This is a genomic window from Leucobacter sp. UT-8R-CII-1-4 (genome assembly GCF_030010235.1).
Classification (GTDB): Bacteria; Actinomycetota; Actinomycetes; order Actinomycetales; family Microbacteriaceae; genus Leucobacter.
The window spans coordinates 843,026-864,804 of record NZ_JASCRS010000001.1 but is presented as its reverse complement, the minus strand read 5'-3'; the positions used below and the strand labels follow the sequence as shown (position 1 = coordinate 864,804).

The window sequence follows — 21,779 nt, the reverse complement described above, 5'->3', positions numbered from 1 at the left end:
AGCCCATTGCTCCTTGCGTGCACCCGACCTGCGGGCATCACCGAGCAAGCCCACCTCATTGCTGACTCCCGACCAGTCATTTCATTACATCGTGATGCACTGGTCACTGCTGTTCTGAGCACTTTGTCCGGGAGTGGGCAAGTGCAGGGGGGAGGCCGTTGAAGATAAGAAAGACCGCATTTAGTGATGGGAGACAAGTTCAAATGCGATGATACTTAGCCCGGAAAGTGTGCACACGGCAGACAGGATCCAACGCCAATCTGCATGAGAGAGTCTGATGTAGCCGCTGTGCGCCCATTGTGCGAAAGCTGGAAACCGCGGCCAAGCCCACGCCAGCAACATATACGGGGTGATCAAGAGCAGCAGAAAGAGTGCAAACACGAGTATTCGAACGAACAGTCTCTCGTCGCTTGCTGAGATAGTTCGAACGACAAGATACATCACCGGCCAAGATGTGAAGGCAAAAATTGGGCTGGCGAGACCGATGCTAAAGTGCATGATCGCAGATGCTTTAGTGGCCTGCTTTGCCTGGGTTCGAGTGCCTTTGCTGCGCGGATGCGGTCGCACGATACGCCACACCGCAATGCCCATGCCAATTCCCACGAAGGCGGCGCCTGTGATGAGTTCGATTCGTGAGTTGATGATGGTTTTGTCGATTTCGGTATGCAAAAACTTGAGAAAGTTCGTTGGGTTTACAAATTGGAGCACCACAAACATGAGGGTCGCGCCGAATGCTAGGCCGGCCATCATCCAAGTCAATTTCTGCAAGACAGACTCACCGCGGGCCAAGAGCTCTGCGGTCGCTGCATGGATCTCGGGCCGCAACCCCATGACGAGCGCATACACGACGATTGAGAGCACAACCGCAAATATGCCGCTGTGACTAGCCAACGTTGAGCTCGCTCGTAGCGACAGTCAACTTTGCCCGTCGACGATTGTTAGAGGCCAAGGCGCCCACCCAGTTTCAGGAGCTGCGGTAACCGCGCAGCAAGCCCCTTTTTTGGCAGCTGGTCGAGCCACGCTGCGACTGCTGGCAAGCGATGCTGGTTTCCAGCGAGGAGCCAGCGAATGGAATTCAGCAGCGCCAGTGGATGCGTGTCTAACGCGCTGTGTCCATTATTGATTGAGACCAGGGTCGCATCGGGGGTGGCGCTCAAGAGTGATTGTGCGATCTGTGGCGGCGTGCGCAGATCTCGGGTTCCAGACAGCGCGACAATTGGCCAATGAAACTCTGCGAAATGCTGCGATAGCTTGTATGGCTCGTTGGTGAACGCGGGAAACCGATTGATCAGAGGGGAATAGGTGAGGGCCGGATCCAGCGGGAGGCCGTCGGGTTCCACTCCATAGTGAAGCTCTCTGAACCCGATCACTCCTGCAAGGTCGAACTCGTAGATTCCCGGAATTCTCGCGATTGAAGCGTCTCGTGTGGCGTAGCTCTGCATCGCATTCCAGCTTGGTGAACGCTCGGAACGGAGCCGACTGCGCAGCAGCGCGGTTACTAATTCGTAACCGCCGAGTTCATAGCCGGCTCTGGCGATATCTAGCAGGATTCGCGGCGGTACACCGGACGTGGAGAGTTCGGAAATGAGCTCCGAGAGTGGCAGATCAGGATTGAGAAGCGTGGCTCTCACTGTCTCGCGTTCTAGCTCAATATGGCTTGACGAGAGTAACGCAGAATCCAGAATCATGCCAGAAACACGTTCTGGGTAGGCGGCACCAAAAGACGCAGCAAGATAGGAACCATACGACGATCCGACGATGATGGTCTCGTGAATGCCCTCTTGGTCGAGCACGGCGACAAGATCTTTGAGCACCTCGGAGATGCGCATGGCCGAGAATGGCAGATCTGCGCCCGCACGGTCTTTTCTTGAAAAGCCAATACCGCGATGCTCAACCATAATCAGATTGATGCCGCCACGTGTTGCGAGAGATCGGAACGTTCGGTAGGGAAGCACCGATGCGAGTCCTGGGCCGCCGGGGATCACCAGCACCGGCGGGTGGGCTGACCGGTGTTTTGTGCGGACATAACGCAGGGCGAATTCGGGTGAATAGTTGGTTTCATCTCGCGTGATGGAGCTCACGGCAAGACTGCGACGGACGAGCGAAGCAACGCGGCTCTCTTGCGAATCGTGCCTCATAGCGACTCATCTTCCGGCGTTGCGGTCACGCCGAATCGATGATGAAAGACGAGATTCATGAGTAATGCCGCAGCGAGGGAAAGTGCTGTGCCCAATAATGTGAAGCCGAGCCGCTCAGCATCGAGTAACAATGTGTCGAGGCCCGCCGAATTCATGAGTACGACGGCGACGGTCAGCAGCATTGCGTAGATCCAGTACGGTGACTTTACAGCCATCGAGTAGATACATAGCCAGATGGCTGGCAGCGCGCAGGCTGCGAGTAGCTGATCTGAAGCCCCGAGCAATGCGAGCAGGGAGACGATTCCGAATCCTGCCGCGGTGCCGAGCGCTCTGCCAATGAGTTTTTTGGGCTGCACCAGCTTCACCGGATCAGCAAGCAAGTAAAGCGTGAGGGTGATCCAGACCCAGTGTGACTTCAGCCCGGTTGCGGTGCCGGCGAGCAACACTGCAGCCGAAATCAGTCCAAGCACAGTGCCATAGGCGATTGGCACCCTGCGATTTGCCACGCGTTCGCGGCGCAAGCCTCGTGTTCCGAGCACCAATCGAAGAACCAGCATGGTCCAGAGTCCGGAACCAAGCATCACCACAACAATGCCGAACGCATACTGTGCATTCACCACGGGAGGATCATGGAAGAGGGGTGGCGGCCTCATCATGAAGTAGGGCGTCAATATCGGAAGCTGCAGCACCGCAGCTCCGAGACCTTTGCTCGAGAAGTATCCGTAGAGCACTCCGAGGGCAAGCAGCATGAGCGCGAGAATCAGGGTGTGTGATTGAAGTGCAACCGAGGCAAGACCGAGCGCGGATAGCGCTGTCACAATCAGAAAACCGCCCTTTGTGCCGCCCTCCATCCAGCCAAATGCGGCGGCAAGTACGCCAAAAAATGCAACGCTCATCACGCCATCAATGAATTGGTTTGCAATAAATGCCGGGGCGGCGATGATCAATAGACCCGCGAGGATCTGCAGTCCGAGGACTAGCTTCTGGTGAGCTGTTGAAGGTACTGAACGCTCTGTGCTGACTGCGGCAGGCGGCGGCGATTCGAACGTCAATCTGTTCCTCTCGCGTGCGCATCATCGTTGGATGCAATGTTGCCATGATCAAAAGCCCAGATCAATAGCTCTTTAATTTCAGTGCAACTATTCTGCATCACTGACTGATTATTTGAAAAGGGGTCGCTATTTGACCTTCACCGGTGCTAGCCTTCTTGGCAAGAAACCGGTTCACAGCTGTGCAAAACATATGAAACAGCGGGTATTTGGGGGGAAACCGGGATCCACTGGGTGTTGACGACGTCGTTGCAGCCGACTGTGGGTGCGAGACCGTGAACGACGAGCGTCAATCGTCTGGGAAGTAAGGCCAGAGCAGAGTTCTATCGAGCTTTGCGCTTTCATCTAAGTCTGAGAGGTTCTGAATATGTCCGAGCGATTCCGTACTGCTGCACAGCAAGACGCTGAGGCAGTGTTGGCGATTCAGCCAGTGTTCACACGCCCTGGCGAGAGCACTGTGCTTGAGAAGTTCAAGATCCCTGAGAGCATGATGGATCCGGACACGGCCTACCAAATCGTTCACGACTCCGCCATGCTCGATGGCAATTCCCGACTAAATCTCGCCACGTTTGTCTCAACATGGATGGACGAGAACGCTCAGAAGCTTCACCTCGAAGCAGCTGACAAAAACATGATCGACAAAGACGAATATCCGGCAACAGCAGAGATTGAGGATCGTTGCTGGCGAATGATTGCTGATCTTTGGAATGTGCCTGATGCGAACGACACAATCGGAACATCGACTATTGGTTCTTCGGAAGCCTGTATGCTCGGTGGACTCGCGCTCAAGCGTTTGTGGCAAGAACGCCGAAAGGCCGAGGGGAAATCGACGGAGAAACCAAACCTCGTACTTTCGTCGGGTGTGCAGGTCGTCTGGGAAAAATTCTGCAACTATTGGGACGTTGAGGCCCGCTACGTGCCAGTGACCGAGGACCATCTTGTACTTGATGGTTTCGAACTCGAAAAGTATGTCGATGAGAATACGATCGGTGTAGTCGCAATTCTAGGACAGACCTACACCGGATTGTATGAGCCAGTGGCCCAAATCGCTGCGAAACTCGACGAGATTCAAGCATCCACCGGCATCGACGTAAAGATTCACGTTGATGGTGCATCGGGCGGGATGGTTGCTCCATTCTGTCAGCCGGAGCTCGAATGGGATTTCCGGGTAGACCGGGTGAATTCGATTAGCACCTCGGGTCACAAGTACGGTCTGGTGTACCCGGGCGTCGGCTGGGTTGTGTGGCGGAATAAGGCGGTCTGCCCGGAGAGTCTGATTTTCCACGTGAGTTATCTCGGTGGCGACATGCCCACGCTCGCGCTCAACTTCTCTCGCCCTGGGTCCCAAGTTCTTTTGCAGTACTACCAGTTCCTGCGGCTCGGCCGGGATGGCTACCGTGCAATCCAGCAGGGATCGATTGACGTCGCCACCTATCTCTCATCAGAAATCGCAAAGATGGAAGACTTCGAACTGATTAGCGCAGGCGACACTATTCCAGTGTTCGCGTGGAAGCTGAAGAAGAAGCCACGCAACTGGGATCTCTATGATCTGGCTGATCGGCTGCGAATGCGCGGGTGGCTGGTGCCTGCGTATCCAATGCCTGACAGCATTGCCGACATGATTGTCCAGCGCATCGTAGTTCGAGCTGACCTCAGCAAAGATCTTGCAACCCACCTTCTAGTAGCGCTGAACGAAGAAGTGACTTTCCTTGACAGTCTTGAATCGCCGTTGCCGCGCGAAGCAAAGAACCATCAATTCGCTCACTAGGTGATCGGCTGGCGAGCGCGGTGCGCTGAGTACCGCGCTCGCTGGCGAACCACAAACAGGAGAACGAAGATGAGCGGATCGAAGAAGATCGTCGCAGTTGTACCGGCGTTGATGCCAACTCTGACCAAACAGAGCTGGTATTTCATCATTGGCGGCTCCCTGTTCGCGATCGGATCAGCAGCAGCCATTTGGGGTTTTGCCGGAACGGCATTCACCAACTGGGTCTGTTTCACAGGGGCCTGGTTTTTTACTACTGCTGGTCTTTTCCAAGTTGTACTTAGCGGTGACGCCACTGTTGCAGTGAGCTACGGGAACGGAAAAGCTTTTCGCGCAGAATGGCTTGCTGCAGCTACTCAGAGTTTTGGCACGTTGCTGTTCAATGTGAGTACCACTGCGGCGCTCACCGCTTCTTCGGTGAACGCAGAGAAACATTACATGTGGAACCCGGATGCCGGCGGATCCATCGCCTTTCTGATTAGTGCGTGTTTTGTGTACGTGGCGTTCTACCGTGATTCGCACACACTCTGGAGCCCCAGAAATCCGAGCTGGTGGTCGGCCCACATCAACATGATCGGGTGTATCGCTTTTGCTTTTTCTGCCGTTGGATCGTTTGTGCAGAACGACGGAAGCAGCAAGGACGCTCCACTCGCAAATTGGGGCACCTTTGTGGGCGCGATCTGTTTTGTTCTGGCATCAGCAATTGTGCTGCCAGCGCTGCCTTGGAACCGCAGCGCAAACAATGACTTCTCGTCAGCACAAGACCTCGCGACAGCGAACTAGGTTGCTCCAAAAAACTATCGAATACTGCCCGAACCGATTGGCCGAGGGCAACAACTCACCCTGTGAGTACAAGTAGTAAGGAAACAAGTCAGATGTGTACACGTGTACTTTGGCCCGATGCAAATGGGGCAGTGATTGTAGGACGCAACATGGATTTCCACATGGATCTCTTGAGCAACCTTTGGAAAATGCCGCGCGGTATTTCTCGCACGGATGGTGTGAATGGGAAACTCGCGTGGAAATCAAAGTACGGCAGCGTCGTTGCTACCGCATTTGATCTCATCGCAACCGACGGCATGAACGAAGAAGGCTTCGCCGGCCACATTCTGTGGCTCGCCGAATCTGATTATGGCAAGCCTGCCGAGGGTGACCTGCAGCTCAGCCAAGCTATTTGGCTGCAGTATTATCTGGACAATTTCGCCACCGTCGCCGAGGCAGTCGCGTGGACCGAGGAAACCGGAGTGCAGGTTTCGCAGCTTTTTGATCCGACCGGTCATCTGGTGCCGACCCTGCATCTTGCGTTGAACGACGCAAGCGGCGATTCGGCAATTATCGAGTACACCGATGGCAAACCGAAGGTGTACCACAGCGCTGAGTACACGGTGATGACCAACTCTCCGACCTACGACAAACAACTCGAACTCGTGAAAGAGATTGATGGGCTCGGCGGGGACAAGCCGCTTCCCGGATCGACCTTGGCAAGCGATCGATTTGCGCGGGCTTCTTACTATGTCAAGCACCAGGTGCAGCCCAAGACTCAATTGCAGGCGATGGCGGCGATGTTCAGCATTATTCGAAATGCCGCACAGCCGTTCCGCACACCAGAGCCTGGCAAGCCAGATGCCTCGCAAACCATTTGGCAGGTCGTCGCGGACATGACAAATAAACGATACGCATTCGAATCAACTACTCGGCCAAATGTGGTGTGGATTGACTTCGAAAAACTGAGCTTCGCCGAGGGGTCAAAAATCTTGAAGCTTGACCTGGTGGGCAAGCTTGCGCTGGAAGGTGGCCTTGCCGGTGAGGTGAGCCATAACTTCCACGATCCAGGCGAAGACGCGCTCGGCCTAATCGACACTGGCATGGGAGCGCTCGAATTCATCGCAAAGAAACAGGATGAGTTCGCGGAGCTGAGCAAGATGCTGAAGAAGCTCGGAATCGGCAAGTCCGCGAAATAGGCGCAAGCCGGCTGTGCTGGTGGCGATGAACACGCTCATGCCACCGGCACAGTGCTCGCTCTCTCAGGAGAGCGAGCCAAATCGCCGTTGCGACGCAGCGTGCGACACGAGCACGCTTTTGGCCAATGACAGAAAAATGGGTGGGTGATTCTGTGAAGAACGCAGTGAAGGTGCTGGTGCGGGACCTGCGAAGATTCGCCCGAGTGCCGCAAGCAATACTCATTCTGATCGGAATCATTATTATTCCGTCGCTCTACGCTTGGCTGAATATTGTGGCCTTTTGGGACCCATATTCGAATACAAAAGATGTCAATGTCGCCATTGTCAATCTTGACAGGGGCGCAAGCTCATCGTTCACAGGCAAGCTGAACGTTGGCGATCAGGTGGTAGCCCAGCTCAAACAGAATGACCAGCTTGGCTGGCAGTTTATGGGAGAGAAAGAGGGCCTAGCTGCCGTGAAATCGGGTGAGGTGTTCGCCACCATCGTGCTGCAGCCTGATTTTAGTAAAGACGTGCTGAGCCTCACCACCGGGTCATTTGTGAAGCCAGAGATTCAGTATTACGTGAATGAGAAGGCGAACGCCATCACGCCAAAAATTACTGATACCGGGGCTTCCACATTAGAGACTCAGATCAATTCGACATTCGTTTCTACTGTGTCTCAAAGCATTGCCGAATCTATCGAGCAGGCAGGTGGAAACCTCGGCGACAAACTCGAAACCGCGCAAAGCAGCTCGGCGAAAGAACTGAGTGCGGCAGTGAACCAACTTGGCGGTGCGCGCAAGGGTATCGGCGAGATTCAGGAAGCATTGGGCGACGGCAGTACAGCGGTAGCCGACGCGCGAGGCGCACTCCTGAGTGTCAACACAACCATCGATGAGCTGCAAAGCTCATTGATCCAAACCGAGCAATTGGTCGCCGACGTGCAAGCCGGGCTGATGCAGTTCTCAAATTCGATCACTTCAGCGGTTCTGAACGGTTCTTCGCAACTCACCTCTATTTCGGCCAAGATAAACCAGAAAATGGCGGCCCTCTCAGGCGACGTAAGCGCTGCAAGCGGCGCGGTTTCCACCGCGCTCGATCAAGCCACGGTTGCACTTGATCGCACGGACGTATTGTTGCAGGATTTGCGGGCGTATACCAATTCTTTGCCGCCCGGTGATCCAGAACGCACACAACTGGAATCGTTTATTGACGAACTGCAAACTCAATACGATGCTGATGCGCAGCTGCTCACACAACTGACCCAGTTAAATGGCGAGGTATCCCAGGTATCCGCCGAACTCGAAGCGGCGGCGGCGCAAATGAACGCCGCTGTGCAAGACGCGGCGGATGCAGCTGGTTCTGTCCACGGGATACTTTCGGAAACACTTCCAAAAGTGAATCAGGCGATGCACGCGCTCTCTGCCTCGGCTGGGGGATTCAGCGCGGCCCTGAACGCCCAAAAAGTGTTGAACGATCAGGCGATTGCGCTGCTTGGAGAATTCGAGAATCAGCTCGCTACAGCCCGCAACGCAACCTCTTCGCTTGATGGAAATCTCGCAACCACCCAGAAAAACCTTCAATACTTGCGAGCCGATGTCACAGCGCTTGGCGCTGCTGGCGTCTGGCAGCAACTCGCAGATATCTCGAGTCTGAATCCCACTCAGATCGCTGACTTCATGGCATCGCCAGTCAAGGTGAAAGAGCACATTCTGTTCCCCGTGGCTACCTATGGTTCTGCTATGGCGCCCCTCTTCACCAATCTCTCACTCTGGATCGCGGCGTTTGTGCTGGTCGTGCTGCTGAAACAGGAGGTTGACGCCGAGGGAATTGAGGGCCTCACGGTGCGGGAAGCCTACCTCGGAAGATGGATGCTTTTTGCGGTGATTAACTTTTTCCAAGCGCTGTTGGTCAGTGTCGGCAATGTGGTGATCGGTGTCCAGATGGCGAGCGCCATTGCGTACGTCCTCACGAGCCTCTTCGTGGGTTTTGTCTATATGGCATTGATTTATGCTCTCGCAGTATCGTTCGGCTACGTCGGCAAAGGCATGGTCATACTTTTGGTCATTATGCAGATCCCCGGTGCGTCCGGAATCTATCCGATCCAGATGATGCCCGAATTCTTCAGGGCTCTCTTCCCGTTCTTCCCGTTCACCTACGGAATTGATGCCATGCGCGAAACGATCGGCGGCTTCTACGACGGCAACTATTGGCGGTCAATTGCAGTGCTCGCGGTGTTTGCTGTGCTTGCGTGTCTGCTTGGCTTGTTCTTCCGGCAGCGGCTCGGAAACTTTGCAAGGCTATTTAACAGGAAGCTGAGCGATACCGGGCTGTTCGTCAGTGAAAATGTACAGATTCTTGGCTCGAAGCGGCGTGTGACGCAGCTGGTTGAAGCCATCACTAACCACGCGAAGTTTAATGCGAAGACACTGCATCAGGCGAAATGGTTTGCAGAACACCACGTCACAATGATCAGAATTACGGTGATCAGTGGTCTCTTTCTCACGGCGCTATTGCTGATCGTTTCTTGGCTCATACCCGACGCGAAAGCGACCGTGTTGGGCTTGTGGGGTCTGCTCTGCTTCATCACCATTGCGTTGTTGGTCACGCTTGAATACCTGAAGCAGAACATTGCTTTTGCCTCCAAACTCAGGGAGCTAGGAACGCAGGAACTGAAACAACGGCTGGAGCACGAAGAAAGTGCGACCCATTCAAACACCGAACTGGCTTCGTTGAAGAGCGGGGGATCAGCACATGAATAACATCATCCAGCTCTATCGAAATGACCTGCACCAGCTCACAAGAAACACCATTGCGATGGTGGTGCTCTTCGGCGTTGTTGTCATTCCCTCATTTTTTGGTTGGTTCAATGTTCTCTCCAGCTGGGATCCGTTCGGCAATGTAAAAAACCTTAAGGTTGCGGTTGCGAGCGCCGACGAGGGGTATAAGAGCGAGTTTTTTCCAATGCCGGTGAAGCTCGGCGAACAGGTGATTTCGAACCTTCGCGCGAATAGTGATCTGAACTGGGTATTTACCAGTGAGGCTGAAGCCATTGAGGGCACAAAATCAGGCGAATACTACGCGGCATTGGTGCTGCCAAAAACATTCAGCCAAGACATGATGACGTTCCTTTCGCCGGATGCTATGGCTGGAGAGATCGAGTACTACTCCAATGAGAAAGAGAACGCACTCTCTCCGAAAATCACTGATGAAGCTGCCACTGAAGTTTCGAACACCATCAATTCTTCGTTCACCAAAACTCTTGACGAAGTCGCGTTGAGCTTGATTTCGGCCCTCGCTGATAAAGCCGGTAGCCCCGAATCTTTGAGCGCGGTGGCGAGACTGAGTTCCAGTGCAGAGCGAGCCTCAGACAGCCTCGGTTCCAGCGCGGTCACACTTGATCTTTTCGCGTCTCTGCTGAGCTCCAGCAGAGCCATCTTGCAGAGTGCATCATCGCTGGCCGACTCCTCAAGCGCCGCGGCGAACGACACAGCCGGTGTGCTCGCAAAAGGTGCCGCAAATGCTCGATCACTACAAGAGGCGCTCCGGAAAGCCGCCGCGGCGATCCCAGCAGCACTGACACAAACCGAGAACGGGTACCAGGCGCTCATCAATCAGGTCAATGCTCTTGACGCCTCCATCGCGCAGCAATCACAAGATGCAGTTGGCGCGTTGAACAGCATCTCAAGCGATTTGGGCGCGCAGATTGGCGACTATCAAACTCTTCGCGCGACGTTGGCCGCACAAGCGGCCCAAACAAGCGATCCACTTGTGCGGGCTGCCCTCGAATCGTTTGTCGGTGACCTCGACCTTGCGATCCAGCGCCAAATCGCCCTGCAACAACGAGTTGACCAAGCCTCACAAAAGCTGCTCGAATCCAGCAATGGGCTTGGCGCAGATCGCGACGAAATTATTGCTCTCGCGCAACAAGCGAAGGCAGCATTTGCACAGCTTCGTGATTCTTACACTTCAAGTCTTCGCCCCAAGCTTGATTCGCTCGCGAACACCCTGGATGCTGTGCAGGCAAACTTTAGGCAGATCCGCTCAGAACTCGGTGGAGCAGCGAGTGCGCTGGCAAGCGGGGAAGGCTCTCTCGAAGCGGTACTCACACAATCTGAAACCACGACCAAACAGCTTGCGGCAGATCTTCGAGAGGCCAGTGGAAATCTCGCGAAGCTTTCACACGCACTCGCGAAAGCTTCAAACAGCGGGGATTTCAGTGAGGTTCAGCAACTGATCGGTGACAATCCTGCGATTCTCGCGGGTGAACTGACCAGTCCGGTTGGCTTGAAGCGTATTCCTGTGTTCCCGGTGGCAACCTTTGGTGCACAAATGGCACCGTTTTATACCGTGCTTGGCCTCTGGGTGGGGGCACTGCTGCTTTCTGTACTGATTCGTACAGACGTCGCTCCCGGAACCTTTGTGGCGTCAGGCCTGGTAACAAAAACCCAGGAGTACTTTGGTCGATACGGTGTGTTCGCATTGCTCGGATTCTTCCAAAGCTCGTTGCTCTATCTCGGACTGATCGGTTTTGTCGGGGTGAAACCAGTGCATCCCTTCCTGCTGCTTTTGGCAGGTTGGGTGATGTCCACGGTCTTCACACTGATCACCTACACACTTGTGCTTTCATTCGGCGAGGCGGGGAAAGCGCTCGCAGTCTTCCTGCTTGTTGTACAGATTTCTGCGGGCGGCGGAGCCTATCCGCTTTCTGTGCTTCCGCAGTGGTTCCAGAGTATTAGCCCGTGGCTCCCGGTCTCACACGCCACCTCTGCGGTGAGATCGGCGATTGCTGGAATCTATCAGGGTGACTATTGGATCTACCTTGGCCAATTGGCGCTCTTCCTTCTCCCGGCGCTGCTGATCGGACTGGTGCTGCGACTGCCAGCTCTTAAGCTCAACGCGAATCTTACTCACGCCCTCGAATCCACCAAACTGATGTGAAAGGCCACCACAATATGCGTGCACTCATTACCAGCTCACGGAACACTTTTGCCCTCGACATTATTCGAAAATTGGGGAGTAGAGGGCACTATGTAGTTGCCACCGATACCTATCACGGGGCGATCGGTAGCCACTCAAGATATATCGCGGCGCACAGCCTGGTAGCCTCGCCTCGTTTCGAGACCGACAAATTCATCGAGGATATTTCTAAGTTGGTGCGAACACACCAGATCGACGTGATTATTCCAACATTCGAGGAAGTCTTTTATCTCGCGGCGAGAAAAAACGATCTGCCAGCCGGGGTGAAACTTTTTGCCGGTGACTTTGACAAGCTGGCCCAGCTGCACGATAAGGGGAGTTTTCAGCGACTTGTGGAACGTTCCGGGGTGCCAATTCCGGAGTCGGTTGTGGTCGCCAGCGAAGATGAATTGCACGATGCCATCGCGCGCTTTCCAAGTTTTTTCGCGCGTGCGGTGTTCTCTCGCGGCGGGGTGGGCCTGCTCACCAACACCGGCCCGCTTGCCGGGAAAATGGAAATCTCAGACTGCCATCCGACCGAGGATCAGCCTTGGCTGGTGCAACCCTTTGTTGACGGCCCGATGGTGTGCACCTACAGCATCGTGGTGAACGGCAAAGTGACGGCGCAATGTACCTATACAGCGCCAGAGCAGTGGGCGCACAGCACAGGTATCGCGTTTCTTGCAGAGGACAGTACAGTCACTCTCGATTACACCCAGCGACTTATCGATGAACTTGATCCAGGCTTCAACGGTCAGATCTCGCTCGATTTTGTGAATCATCAGGGAGAGCTCTACGCAATCGAGTGCAACCCTCGGCCGACCAACGGTGTGATCCTCCTGGAAACTGATGAGTTTATTCGGGCGCTCACCGGTGAAGTAAGTGACCCGGTGATGGTCGAGCCCGGTGTGGAACGTCAAATTCGACTGGCGGTATTTGCTGACTCGTTTGCAGAACCCGCTTCCCATTTTCAAAAGTCGCTGCACGACCTCCTTGAGGTACACGATGTCGGCCATGGCTGGCACGATGCATTCGCAATGATGTGGGGGCCTGCTGCTCTCATTCACGGAGCAAAACTCGCTCATGGGGAACGTCAGGAATTGCTGAAAGCGATGGCTGAGGACATTGTCTGGAATGGCGAAGCGATCGAGGGAATGAGCATGGCTGACGCGGAATCACTCGAACGAGTGCACGCTCAGCGAATCTAACCAAGGAAAGGGAGCTTGACGTAGTGACCTCTACTCTAATTGGGATATCACTTGCCGTCTTTTCGGCCGCCTTTTTGTCGCTCGGAAACATCTGGCAGAGCCGTGGCGTGCAAATCGCCACGGCTCACCGTCAAGGCCGTTCGCAGTTCGGCGCATTGTTGCGCACCAAAATTTGGTTGTTCGGCACGGTCATGTTTGGCGTCGCCATCGTGTTGCAAATGAGTAGTCTGGCATTCGCGCCGATTACCCTGGTGCAACCAATCGGTATTCTTGCGCTCGTGTTCTCTGTGCTCATCAACGCGAAACACAGTGGTGTACGACCCAGCCAAGGGGTCGTGAAATCGGTCACGGTCACGCTGTTGGGGGTTACCGCCTACGTGATTATTGCTTCGGTGGTGACCACACAGGGCAAGATTAGCGACCAACAGCTGATCAACATTCTCTGTGCTCTCGCCGCGGCGCTGCTCATTGCCGGTGTCATCCGTCTGCTCAACCAGGGGAAATCCTTAGGTATCCCGGTGCTGTATGTGGTGCTCGCCGGCATGTTTTCTGCGTTCGTTGCGACACTCGGCAAAACCGTTATTTCGAGAGTGAAGACGCTCGTTGAGTCGGGACTTTTTTCCTTCGACAGCGGCACCGTGCTCACCATCATCTGCGTGCTCGGCATGGGGATAGCCTCGGCGCTGACGATTTACTTCACGCAAACCGCGTACACCTGCAATCCCTCGGATGTGGTGGTCGCCGGGCTTACCGTTATTGACCCCGGAATTGCCGTGTTCCTTGGCATTCTTATTTTGAACGAGGCCGCCGGGGCCTCATGGTGGTCGCTTTTGGCGATCTTGTTGGCCGGTGTAGTTGCAATGTTCGGAGTGGTGCGGCTCGTTTTTGCCGAGCAGAATAGCCTTGGTGCAGACAAGTCAGGAAACGATCAGGGTTCGGCCGCCACCCCAGCTGACGCACATACGCCCAAAAGCTAGTGAGCGGGCTGCTGGCGTCATCGGTGACCGGAGAGAACGAGGTGGTGTGTCGGCTCACTTTAATCTTTTTCAGACTCGCCGAACAGATCAAGTGCCAGCTGCGCGTCTGGTACCCGAATTCTTTTGCGACCCATTCTGCAAGCCCCCTCTGACATTTACCGATACGACATATCGACGAAAGAGGGTGCGCAGTAAAGAAAAGTGGTGACGAGCGAGAGTCGCCCGTCACCACTTCAAAAGAGACACCATGAATGTCACATCTGCGGTGCCGCCGTGTGCGCTTGGCCGGTGGCCGGGTGGTTCGACACCGAAGGCGTATAGCTCGCTGCGTGCTCCACCCAACGATCCACTCGTGCGTCAAGATCGTGAGACGCATGAGTCTCTGGGACTGCTACCTGCTTGCGACCGGCTTGTGGGCTATCTACGTGATTCATTTGAGGCGCAGCCGTTGGGGTGCTTACGGCTTGCTGTGTCTGCTCACGCTGTAGAACGTAGTTGCTGTGCGCCGCATCGTTCCCGAACGCATTGACAAAAAACCTGCGGACTGGGCGTTCTTGTCCATCCGTGCCAGTTTTCATCTGTTCTGTCGCGTTCCCAAGTAGCACGAGTGCATCGCCTTTCTGATGCTGTGCATAGAGAACTTCAGCCTGTTTCCCGCTCCATTTTGCGTCGTACCAGGTCGGTTCAAGCCTGGAAATTTCCCCGTCAGCGTTGCGCTCCCAGTTGTCCTTCGCCACTGACGCATACGCAGCTGCAGGCTGCTCTGCTGTCTCTGGAAGAAAGCGAATATCGCTCCCGATTCGTACCCTGATTCCTTCTGACATGATCCACTCCTTTGCACCGCTGACACTTCGTTGGCCAGGTACAGGAGCGACAACACACCCCGCGCAGTCGTGCTACAGAAACTCTTTCAAGCCGGTCACGGTGAGCGTTTGAATCTCATCGGCAGGAAGGCCGGCTATCTCCCTACGAAGCACCGGCAATGCTTGAACGTTGGCGAACCGGCGGGACATTCTGCGCCACGACTTTGACGATTCGATGAGCTGGTGCATTTTCGTGTGACAGGGGCGGTGCATCGGCCACAGATCGTCATGGGCTTCATCGCCCAACCGGTCATAGTCGATATGGTGCAGATCATCGCGCAACGTCCATTTCATGTTGCACGCCACGCAGAGCACCGCAGGGAGGCCCGTACTCGCGAGTTCGGTGCGCTCCCACTCACGGCGACGCTCCCACCAGGCCGCAGATGCCATGTACTCGGCATACAGCGCTCGGTGGGCATCTCTACCCACCGAGCGCTGCTGGTTCGGCCGAAGCTTACGCATACTCGGCTTCTGCCTCAGATACTTGCTCAGTAAATGCTGCGCTCGCGCGTTGCACGTCGACGGCAAATGGGGAGTTTGCTGCCATCAGTGTTGCAAGCTCAGCTCCATCCTCTTTGAACTGCGAATAGTTCTCGTGGCTACTGAAAGGGTTGAGCTTCGGGATCACGGGCTTCATGTTTCGGTAGAACAGCAAGCCGTAGCCTCCCGCCATTTCACGGATCTCAGATGCGGTCAGGATCTCCCGTTTTTCTTCCCCCACGGAGACACTGCCGTCACCGTGGCCAAAGGAGTGCTGTTCGCGTTTCACCCAGCGTTCACCGACGAGAGAAGACATTGCACGCAGGTCATCGTTGTCAGCGCCGCCGGGGAGGATGATCTTTGCGACTGCCGCATCCCAGAGTGCTTTCATATTGTCGCGCCCATATTGGCCAAGTTGGTCTTTCGCCTGGAACACTGCAACACCGATACGGCCGCGGCCGCCACCAGCGGTGATGAGTTCGTAGAGTCCTTGGTACTCAAAGTTTCCTGCCTCATCAAGCAAATAGGTCACTGGCGGGTCGAGCCTGCCACCCATCGCATCAGCGAGACCTTTAGACACATAATCGACTTCGGCAAGGAGACCGTCGATGATCCGCACATACCCGTTCGTGGTCTGCTTATCGCCCACCAGGTACAGAGTGCCTTTATTCAGCAGGAACTGCACCAGGTCGATTTCTGATCCTGGGGCTGGTGTCATCCACTTGCGTGCAGAGCGTGATGCAAGGAACGCGAGCACTGTGGTGAGTACACCCCAAGAGTTTGACCGCTGCTCGTCAGGCTGCTGCAGTACCGCTTCAATGTAGCGCGCATACTCGGGCATCCCTTCCGGGTGACGGCGGATCGCATCGACTGCTTCAAACGCACGGTTCGGTGCAGTCACCCATTCCCAGATCTTGTCGACATCAGCATCCGCACAAGCCGCGGCGTGGAACAGTGATGCAGAAAGCTGCTGGCCGAGGGAATCCCAGTGGCCTGCATTTGTCGTTGTTCCAGAGAATGCGCCTGAAGGTACGAGGGCATGGATTCTGCGAATCAACGCCTCTTCATCGAGACATCCAGCAATTGGGTCCCAGTTGAGGACGTGGCCGAGAGATTCGCCGCCAGCTATGCCAGGCGCAAAGACCCGCACATAGTCAGGCGAGACACGTTTGCGGTGCTGCATTGTCATGATTGCGTTGTCCATCTTTGACGACGTGGTGATGACTGCACCTGGTGCGTCAACGAGCCAATTCAGGATCAGGTACCAGCCTTTGCCGCTGCGGGATGGGCCGATCACAATGGTTGGATCTTCAACCCGCAAGTAGCAGGGCAGTTTCCAAAACGCGCCCACACGGTAGCCGTAATCGGTCGGCCGCGCCTCATCCTGAGCTACTGCAGGGCGCAGCTGCGGCCCGTACTGCTGCATGAGCGCGCGTTCTCCGAGCTGCTTCACCACGTCTGAAAGTGGTGCGAGGCCCTTTTTCCGCTGCGGGTCTTTTCCCTGCACATAGATGATCCGCGCGATGAGCGCTGACACTGCAACGATCAGTGTCAGCATCATGCTAACGGTCACCCAATGCAACCATCCGGGGATACTTGCCCCGGTCACCACTGTGGGGTCTTTCTGCCCCCACAACCCCAGAAGTTCAAAGAGCGACAGACGGTTGTCTCCACGCAAACGATCTGACGCGGTGATCCCGACAGTAATCAGTTGCAACATGATTGCGGCAAGCACGGGCACACCGATGAGTACCGCGAACACTGCACTCACGGGGAGAGTGCTCCACCTGGTCGACGGCCTCATGCGATGACCTCCCGTTCGTTGAGTGCAGGAACGACCCGGAATAGGCAATGATTCATGAGCGTGCCCTGCCGTGCGAGCACGGTCAGCCACTCCACGACGGGAAGGGAGGAACGGCCAAGGTGCTTTTGCGCGTAGCAAGACAGATCATCCGCGAGCGGGGCAGCGAGCTGGAAGAAATCAGCAACATCATCAGTCGTCGGCGTATCAGAGAGATACTTTCCAAGCGCGGTGATCGCACGGAAGGCCGGTGCCGGCACCCTCAGGGGCATTCCGTCTGACACCTGGGAGACGCTTGCGAACCTGGCGAGGTACAGTTCGATTTCATCAGCCCCCGCAATGCTTTCGCCAAACTCGGGAGTAAGAAGCAGGTTCCCAGCGATCCGGTTCACCTCGGTGTACCTGTCCCACCATTCAGTGAATGATGGACTTGCCGATCCAGTGGTAACTTCAAGTCCAGTTTTGATGTCTTCGTAAAAGGTCTGTACGCCGTTCATGCTGCGCTCTCTAGCTCTCGGTTTCGCATCTGCTTGTCGGTATCGAAAAGGGATCGTTCCCAATCCGTGGTGGTCGGTGTGCCGTCAACCACATAGGAGCCGCTGCGGAGCTTCACAAGGAACTGCCCACGGTTGAGCCGTGCGATCGCGTCGGCTTCCGCCCCGGTGAAGGTTCCCGTTGCCACTGCGTTCAGGAGGGTTTGCGCGGGCTGGAAGAAACAGATCCGGTTCGCATATCCGCGCAGCAAACTCTTCGCCAGCTCGCGTTCTTTCGACCCTTCCGGCCCGACAGAATCAAAGTCGCCGTCCTCATGCACGATCAGCACCATTGCGATGCCGTACTCGCCGGAAAGCTTGAGCTGTTCCTGGTGCGCTTCAAGGGACTGCACGGTTTTCATGTCGCGCCACCCTTCCTCGCGAATAAGGAAGTATTGTCTGCCAGAGGCCTTGTTCGCGATGGTGTTCTGCACCCAAGCGTTTGTCACGGCCTGGGTGACCGCAAGTGCGCCCTGCCCGCGTTGGCTGATCGCGAAGGTATCAATCACGGTGTATGGAGAGGTCGCTCGAAGTCTGACTGATGATTCTTGATCGAACATGCCGCCGAGATCCCCATGCACGAGACGGCGCAGACCGTCCGCCAAGTCGGCCGCGTCCTCACGCTTGAAATAGCCATCACGAGCTGACTCGATTTCGCGCGAGCTCAACTTCTCCCACACCGCCCGAACCGTCGGATTGTTGCCACTTTCGGTGACCACTTCTTCAAGCGCCCACTCCAAAATGGACGCCTCGCGTGAAGTGACAGAACGTTCACCAGGGTTCAACAACCCGGCCATCTGCGCGAGCACCGACACCCTGGCTGCTCGCACTCGCAACGCATGGGCAGCATCGGTTTCATCCGCCCACTGTTCTCCGGCTTCGAGTGGGTTCATACGGACGAGGTTGCCGAATACCCCCATCTTGAAGACGTCTCCGCCAAGGGCTTCTGCGACGGGGGCGTGTTCACCTTTCGAGTCAGACACATTGATCGCAAAGCGGCCAAGCATTGCAAGCAACGTAATCAAGCGCTTAATGATGAAACTCTTCCCCTGACGAAGTGAGCCTTGCACCAACAGGTTCGGAGAGGTCACAAGCCCTCGCCGGTACAGCTCCCACAGGTCAAACGTGAACGCGCCACCGCCAGAAAGCATCTCTAACCCCACTATGGGGCCAGCCGCCTCATGCACCCAGGCAGCCGAGAACGGGTTCGCTGCAGCGAGCTTGTATCCGGTCGCACGATGCGGCGGCCGCCGAAGCGGGAACGTCCAAAAGTCAGACGGTAGCCCAGGGGCAAGCATCGGCAACGGATCACTTTCGACTTCTTCGCTCTCCGTCTGCTGAGAGTCGAGAAGATCCCGGTAAGCGCTCTGGAGTTGCTTGCGTTCCTTCCTGGTGAGGTTTGCTTGTTCCAGCGTGATGAGTTGCTTTGACATCTTCGATCTCTCACTTCATTCCGGCGCCGCACGGGTATGCGACATTCAGGAGCGCTTCGGTCTGCTGCCACACGACCGGGCGGGGTTCCAGCCCCGCAGCGGTGCAGGCGTTCAACATCGACGCGGCTTCCGCTTCAAGTGCGTCTTCGCTGGTCGCGGTGACGGTGAGGTAGGCGGTGAACTGCAGCTCACCCTGCCCACCCACCAAGTCTGTCTCGTGCTGCAACAGGTTCTCCCAGTCGGCCTCATCCGCTGCAGAGTCAGGCTTGCCCGATTTCGCGCGGAGCTTCTGGTTCGTGATCCAGGTACGTTTTTGTTCCTCGATCTTTTTCATCGCCTTAGACACTTGTGTCGGGGTGCCGATCAACGCGAACGTGTGCCGGACAGGTTCACCGGTCTGCTTTCGTGCGAACACCATACGAGACAGAAAGCCCGGATGGGTTTCGTAGCGGGGCCACTCATTGATCCAGAAGGTGCGATGCCAAGCCGAGTCAGTTTCCACGCTGGTGCGTTTTTCCTCAATCAGCATCGGTGTTGCCGCCTGCGGATCGACGCCTTGCCATTCGGTGAGAATTCGCCGATCCACTGATGACTGTCCTGCCGGGTCGATCAACGATTTCGCCCACGCACCCCACTCGCGCGGGGTCACCCACACGAGGCGCGTAAACCCAGCAAGAATGAGCGCTTCTTCTGCGGTCTGCATCTCCAACTCAGCAAGCCCCAAGAGTCCGCGAATACCGCCGCCAGCACCCTTCACAAGGGTGCGCGCGTTTCCAGACACAGTAAACGAGATGGTGAGCTGCGTGAGGTGTGCGACCACGGCCTGATCTGCCAGTTCCAACGCCTCACGGTAGGACTCCTGCACGCCGGTCACTTCAGACAACAGCTGATCTTCAAAATAGCGGCGCTCGGCCGCGACAGTGCCAGGCCGGGTCTGCTCGATCACCGTCACGCGAGTAATGTGCTGCTTTTGCGTGAACGAGCCAAGCACTTTCGCCCACTCAAAAATCAGTGCGTCTCGCTGTTCTGGGGTGAGCGTTGGCGCGCTATCAGCTTGCGGCTGGCCCAGCCCGGGCGTGGCCACCATGCAAGAGATCGTTGCCACGCCATGCTTCGCATCCCACACCACAACAGCACCGTTCTCGGCTTCATACAGATGGATACGCCCGTCACGACCAGGGAGGTCGAGTGCGCCGGTTGGGGATGGTTTTTTCAGTTCTGGGCGCTTCTTGTAGCTGGTCGCCCCTGTTGCTTTTCTCATGTGTCCACCGATTTCACGAAGAGTATGAATCAGGAGTGTTTCGCCCTGAATTTTTACGAGCGCAAGCGTCGCAAGCGGTGCTGTCACCGGGAGAGAAGTGACAATGCCCATAAAGCCTTGGCTGATCACAGAAATTCCCATTGTGAGCACCGCAACTAGCAGCGCAATAACGCTGAGCAAGCTGATGCCGTACACCACTCCTTGCGACGGGAGCCGATCAAATGCGACTGTTTGTGGCTGATACTCGCTCATGAGCTCTTCCCTGCCTTTGGTGCAGCTGGGGGCGGTTTGGGAGTGAACGTGTCACGGCTACCCGCACCTGCACCCGGCCTTGGCGCGCCACTTGATCCGCCACCCTCAGCGCCTTTTCCGGGAGGGTTCGGTGCTGCTGTACCACCTGACTTTGAAGCACCGCCTGAAGGCTGCGGTGCTGCCTGTCGGCCTGGACTGGTGCCGCCTCTGCCGCCGCTGAATACTCCTCGCCCCACGGATTGGAAGTTGCGTGTGACTGTTTGCCCGGTCATTTTCATTTTCATTGCAGCCTCCTTGCCCGCACCATCCGCAGTCGCGCCGCCAATGAAGCTGAAGAAGCTGTAGGCCATCATCGGCATGAACGCCGAGATAACCAGGCCAATGAGTCCGACCAGCCCGGTGAAAGAAAACACGGACACGTCTGCCGGTTTGAAAATCGCAAGAACCATCACCAGCACTCCATAGGTGAGGGGCTTGGCGAGCACGAGAGCAAGCGTTGTAGTGATCCAACGCTGAACCCACACCTCGCCACCCTTTGAAGGAAGGAGCACAAATGCCAGTGGTGCGAACGCGATCAGGATCAGGAGCACAAAGTTTCGGAATGCCATTGTGCATCCGATCAGCACTACACCAATCGTGAGAAGGAACACTGCGAACGTCACAGGACCGGTAACATTCCCGCCGGTAGCGAAGTTTCCACCAGCCCACAGGTTTCCTGCAAGCGTGCCGTCAGCCCCCGCCTGGAACTGCTTGGCTATCGACTTGATGAATGCAGGGAACCCACCCCCTTCGGACGTCAGGCTTGAGAGCATCCCATCACTCACCTCATCGACCAGTTTGAGCCCTTCACCTACAGCAAAGAACGCGAAGAACGTTGCCGGTACTGACAAGAATGTGCCGATGAGTGTGCGTTTAATCAGGTCAGGTCGGCCAAGGATCATACCGACCCCCATAGCGACAATCGCGGTGATGATCATCACCATGATCGAGAGCCCAAGCCACACGTTTGCTTGTTCGATTGCGGTATTCCACAAACTCGTACCGGGCTGAAACTCCTGTCCGCCGAGCACGTTCTCGGTAAGCCACGTCACCGTACTTAAGCCTGAATTAGCTGCCC

17 protein-coding genes are annotated in these 21,779 nt (G+C 55.9%); 7 read left to right on the top strand and 10 right to left on the bottom strand.

The window, feature by feature from the left end; genetic code table 11:
• Window positions 1-180: 180 nt before the first annotated feature.
• The 3 genes from QBL02_RS03775 to QBL02_RS03765 are packed head-to-tail and all read right to left on the bottom strand — an operon-like array spanning window position 181 to window position 3,190.
• On the bottom strand, window positions 181-891 hold the full coding sequence (locus QBL02_RS03775) for a hypothetical protein (RefSeq protein ID WP_282725019.1): 711 nt from the start codon (window positions 889-891) through the stop codon (window positions 181-183).
• Between the two features lie 47 nt (window positions 892-938).
• A complete protein-coding gene (locus QBL02_RS03770) occupies window positions 939-2,138 on the bottom strand; it encodes an alpha/beta fold hydrolase (protein WP_282725018.1) in 1,200 nt (399 codons plus the stop codon).
• Complete coding sequence (locus QBL02_RS03765; protein WP_282725017.1) at window positions 2,135-3,190, bottom strand: FUSC family protein; 1,056 nt, start codon at window positions 3,188-3,190, stop codon at window positions 2,135-2,137. The genes QBL02_RS03770 and QBL02_RS03765 overlap by 4 nt, the downstream gene beginning before the upstream one ends.
• A gap of 364 nt (window positions 3,191-3,554) precedes the next feature.
• Between QBL02_RS03765 and QBL02_RS03760 the strand changes: the two genes are divergently transcribed.
• The 7 genes from QBL02_RS03760 (at window position 3,555) to QBL02_RS03730 (ending at window position 14,039) form a co-directional block, all read left to right on the top strand.
• Window positions 3,555-4,955 (top strand): glutamate decarboxylase, encoded by a 1,401-nt coding sequence (locus tag QBL02_RS03760; RefSeq protein WP_282725016.1) that lies wholly within the window; start codon window positions 3,555-3,557, stop codon window positions 4,953-4,955.
• Between the two features lie 69 nt (window positions 4,956-5,024).
• The gene (locus QBL02_RS03755; protein ID WP_282725015.1) at window positions 5,025-5,735 is read left to right on the top strand and encodes a hypothetical protein; all 711 of its coding nucleotides are present in this window, start codon (window positions 5,025-5,027) and stop codon (window positions 5,733-5,735) included.
• 92 nt (window positions 5,736-5,827) lie between these two features.
• The gene (locus QBL02_RS03750) at window positions 5,828-6,913 is read left to right on the top strand and encodes a linear amide C-N hydrolase (protein WP_282725014.1); all 1,086 of its coding nucleotides are present in this window, start codon (window positions 5,828-5,830) and stop codon (window positions 6,911-6,913) included.
• Between the two features lie 125 nt (window positions 6,914-7,038).
• The gene (locus tag QBL02_RS03745) at window positions 7,039-9,657 is read left to right on the top strand and encodes a YhgE/Pip domain-containing protein (RefSeq protein ID WP_282725013.1); all 2,619 of its coding nucleotides are present in this window, start codon (window positions 7,039-7,041) and stop codon (window positions 9,655-9,657) included.
• Entirely contained in the window at window positions 9,650-11,836 is a 2,187-nt protein-coding gene (locus QBL02_RS03740; protein ID WP_282725012.1) for a YhgE/Pip domain-containing protein, read from the top strand. Before QBL02_RS03745 ends, QBL02_RS03740 begins: the two co-directional genes overlap by 8 nt.
• A 14-nt stretch (window positions 11,837-11,850) precedes the next feature.
• A complete protein-coding gene (locus tag QBL02_RS03735) occupies window positions 11,851-13,062 on the top strand; it encodes a carbamoyl-phosphate synthase large subunit (RefSeq protein WP_282725011.1) in 1,212 nt (403 codons plus the stop codon).
• 23 nt (window positions 13,063-13,085) lie between these two features.
• The gene (locus QBL02_RS03730; protein WP_282725010.1) at window positions 13,086-14,039 is read left to right on the top strand and encodes a multidrug DMT transporter permease; all 954 of its coding nucleotides are present in this window, start codon (window positions 13,086-13,088) and stop codon (window positions 14,037-14,039) included.
• 254 nt (window positions 14,040-14,293) lie between these two features.
• Here the strand turns inward: QBL02_RS03730 and QBL02_RS03725 are convergent, their stop codons facing one another.
• From QBL02_RS03725 to QBL02_RS03695, 7 genes are all read right to left on the bottom strand, one after another.
• Window positions 14,294-14,863, bottom strand: a complete 570-nt coding sequence (locus QBL02_RS03725) for a hypothetical protein (RefSeq protein ID WP_282725009.1) — start codon at window positions 14,861-14,863, stop codon at window positions 14,294-14,296.
• Between the two features lie 72 nt (window positions 14,864-14,935).
• Complete coding sequence (locus QBL02_RS03720; RefSeq protein ID WP_282725008.1) at window positions 14,936-15,364, bottom strand: hypothetical protein; 429 nt, start codon at window positions 15,362-15,364, stop codon at window positions 14,936-14,938.
• Complete coding sequence (locus QBL02_RS03715; protein WP_282725007.1) at window positions 15,357-17,153, bottom strand: TraM recognition domain-containing protein; 1,797 nt, start codon at window positions 17,151-17,153, stop codon at window positions 15,357-15,359. Before QBL02_RS03715 ends, QBL02_RS03720 begins: the two co-directional genes overlap by 8 nt.
• Window positions 17,154-17,182: 29 nt before the next feature.
• Window positions 17,183-17,680 (bottom strand): hypothetical protein, encoded by a 498-nt coding sequence (locus QBL02_RS03710; protein WP_282725006.1) that lies wholly within the window; start codon window positions 17,678-17,680, stop codon window positions 17,183-17,185.
• Window positions 17,677-19,149 carry a hypothetical protein gene (locus QBL02_RS03705; RefSeq protein ID WP_282725005.1) on the bottom strand — a complete coding sequence of 491 codons (1,473 nt, stop codon included), beginning with the start codon at window positions 19,147-19,149 and terminating at the stop codon, window positions 17,677-17,679. The genes QBL02_RS03710 and QBL02_RS03705 overlap by 4 nt, the downstream gene beginning before the upstream one ends.
• A gap of 10 nt (window positions 19,150-19,159) precedes the next feature.
• Window positions 19,160-20,662 carry an SCO6880 family protein gene (locus QBL02_RS03700; protein WP_282725004.1) on the bottom strand — a complete coding sequence of 501 codons (1,503 nt, stop codon included), beginning with the start codon at window positions 20,660-20,662 and terminating at the stop codon, window positions 19,160-19,162.
• Window positions 20,659-21,753 (bottom strand): hypothetical protein, encoded by a 1,095-nt coding sequence (locus QBL02_RS03695; RefSeq protein ID WP_282725003.1) that lies wholly within the window; start codon window positions 21,751-21,753, stop codon window positions 20,659-20,661. Before QBL02_RS03695 ends, QBL02_RS03700 begins: the two co-directional genes overlap by 4 nt.
• Window positions 21,754-21,779: the final 26 nt, after the last annotated feature.

What these genes read in the sequence shown, in the direction of transcription:
- QBL02_RS03770 (WP_282725018.1), bottom strand. Translation starts at nt 2,138, where the DNA reads ATGAGGCACGATTCGCAAGAGAGCCGCGTTGCTTCGCTCGTCCGTCGC.
- QBL02_RS03760 (WP_282725016.1), top strand. Translation starts at nt 3,555, where the DNA reads ATGTCCGAGCGATTCCGTACTGCTGCACAGCAAGACGCTGAGGCAGTG.
- QBL02_RS03755 (WP_282725015.1), top strand. Translation starts at nt 5,025, where the DNA reads ATGAGCGGATCGAAGAAGATCGTCGCAGTTGTACCGGCGTTGATGCCA.
- QBL02_RS03750 (WP_282725014.1), top strand. Translation starts at nt 5,828, where the DNA reads ATGTGTACACGTGTACTTTGGCCCGATGCAAATGGGGCAGTGATTGTA.
- QBL02_RS03745 (WP_282725013.1), top strand. Translation starts at nt 7,039, where the DNA reads ATGACAGAAAAATGGGTGGGTGATTCTGTGAAGAACGCAGTGAAGGTG.
- QBL02_RS03740 (WP_282725012.1), top strand. Translation starts at nt 9,650, where the DNA reads ATGAATAACATCATCCAGCTCTATCGAAATGACCTGCACCAGCTCACA.
- QBL02_RS03735 (WP_282725011.1), top strand. Translation starts at nt 11,851, where the DNA reads ATGCGTGCACTCATTACCAGCTCACGGAACACTTTTGCCCTCGACATT.
- QBL02_RS03725 (WP_282725009.1), bottom strand. Translation starts at nt 14,863, where the DNA reads ATGTCAGAAGGAATCAGGGTACGAATCGGGAGCGATATTCGCTTTCTT.
- QBL02_RS03720 (WP_282725008.1), bottom strand. Translation starts at nt 15,364, where the DNA reads ATGCGTAAGCTTCGGCCGAACCAGCAGCGCTCGGTGGGTAGAGATGCC.
- QBL02_RS03710 (WP_282725006.1), bottom strand. Translation starts at nt 17,680, where the DNA reads ATGAACGGCGTACAGACCTTTTACGAAGACATCAAAACTGGACTTGAA.
- QBL02_RS03705 (WP_282725005.1), bottom strand. Translation starts at nt 19,149, where the DNA reads ATGTCAAAGCAACTCATCACGCTGGAACAAGCAAACCTCACCAGGAAG.
- QBL02_RS03700 (WP_282725004.1), bottom strand. Translation starts at nt 20,662, where the DNA reads ATGAGCGAGTATCAGCCACAAACAGTCGCATTTGATCGGCTCCCGTCG.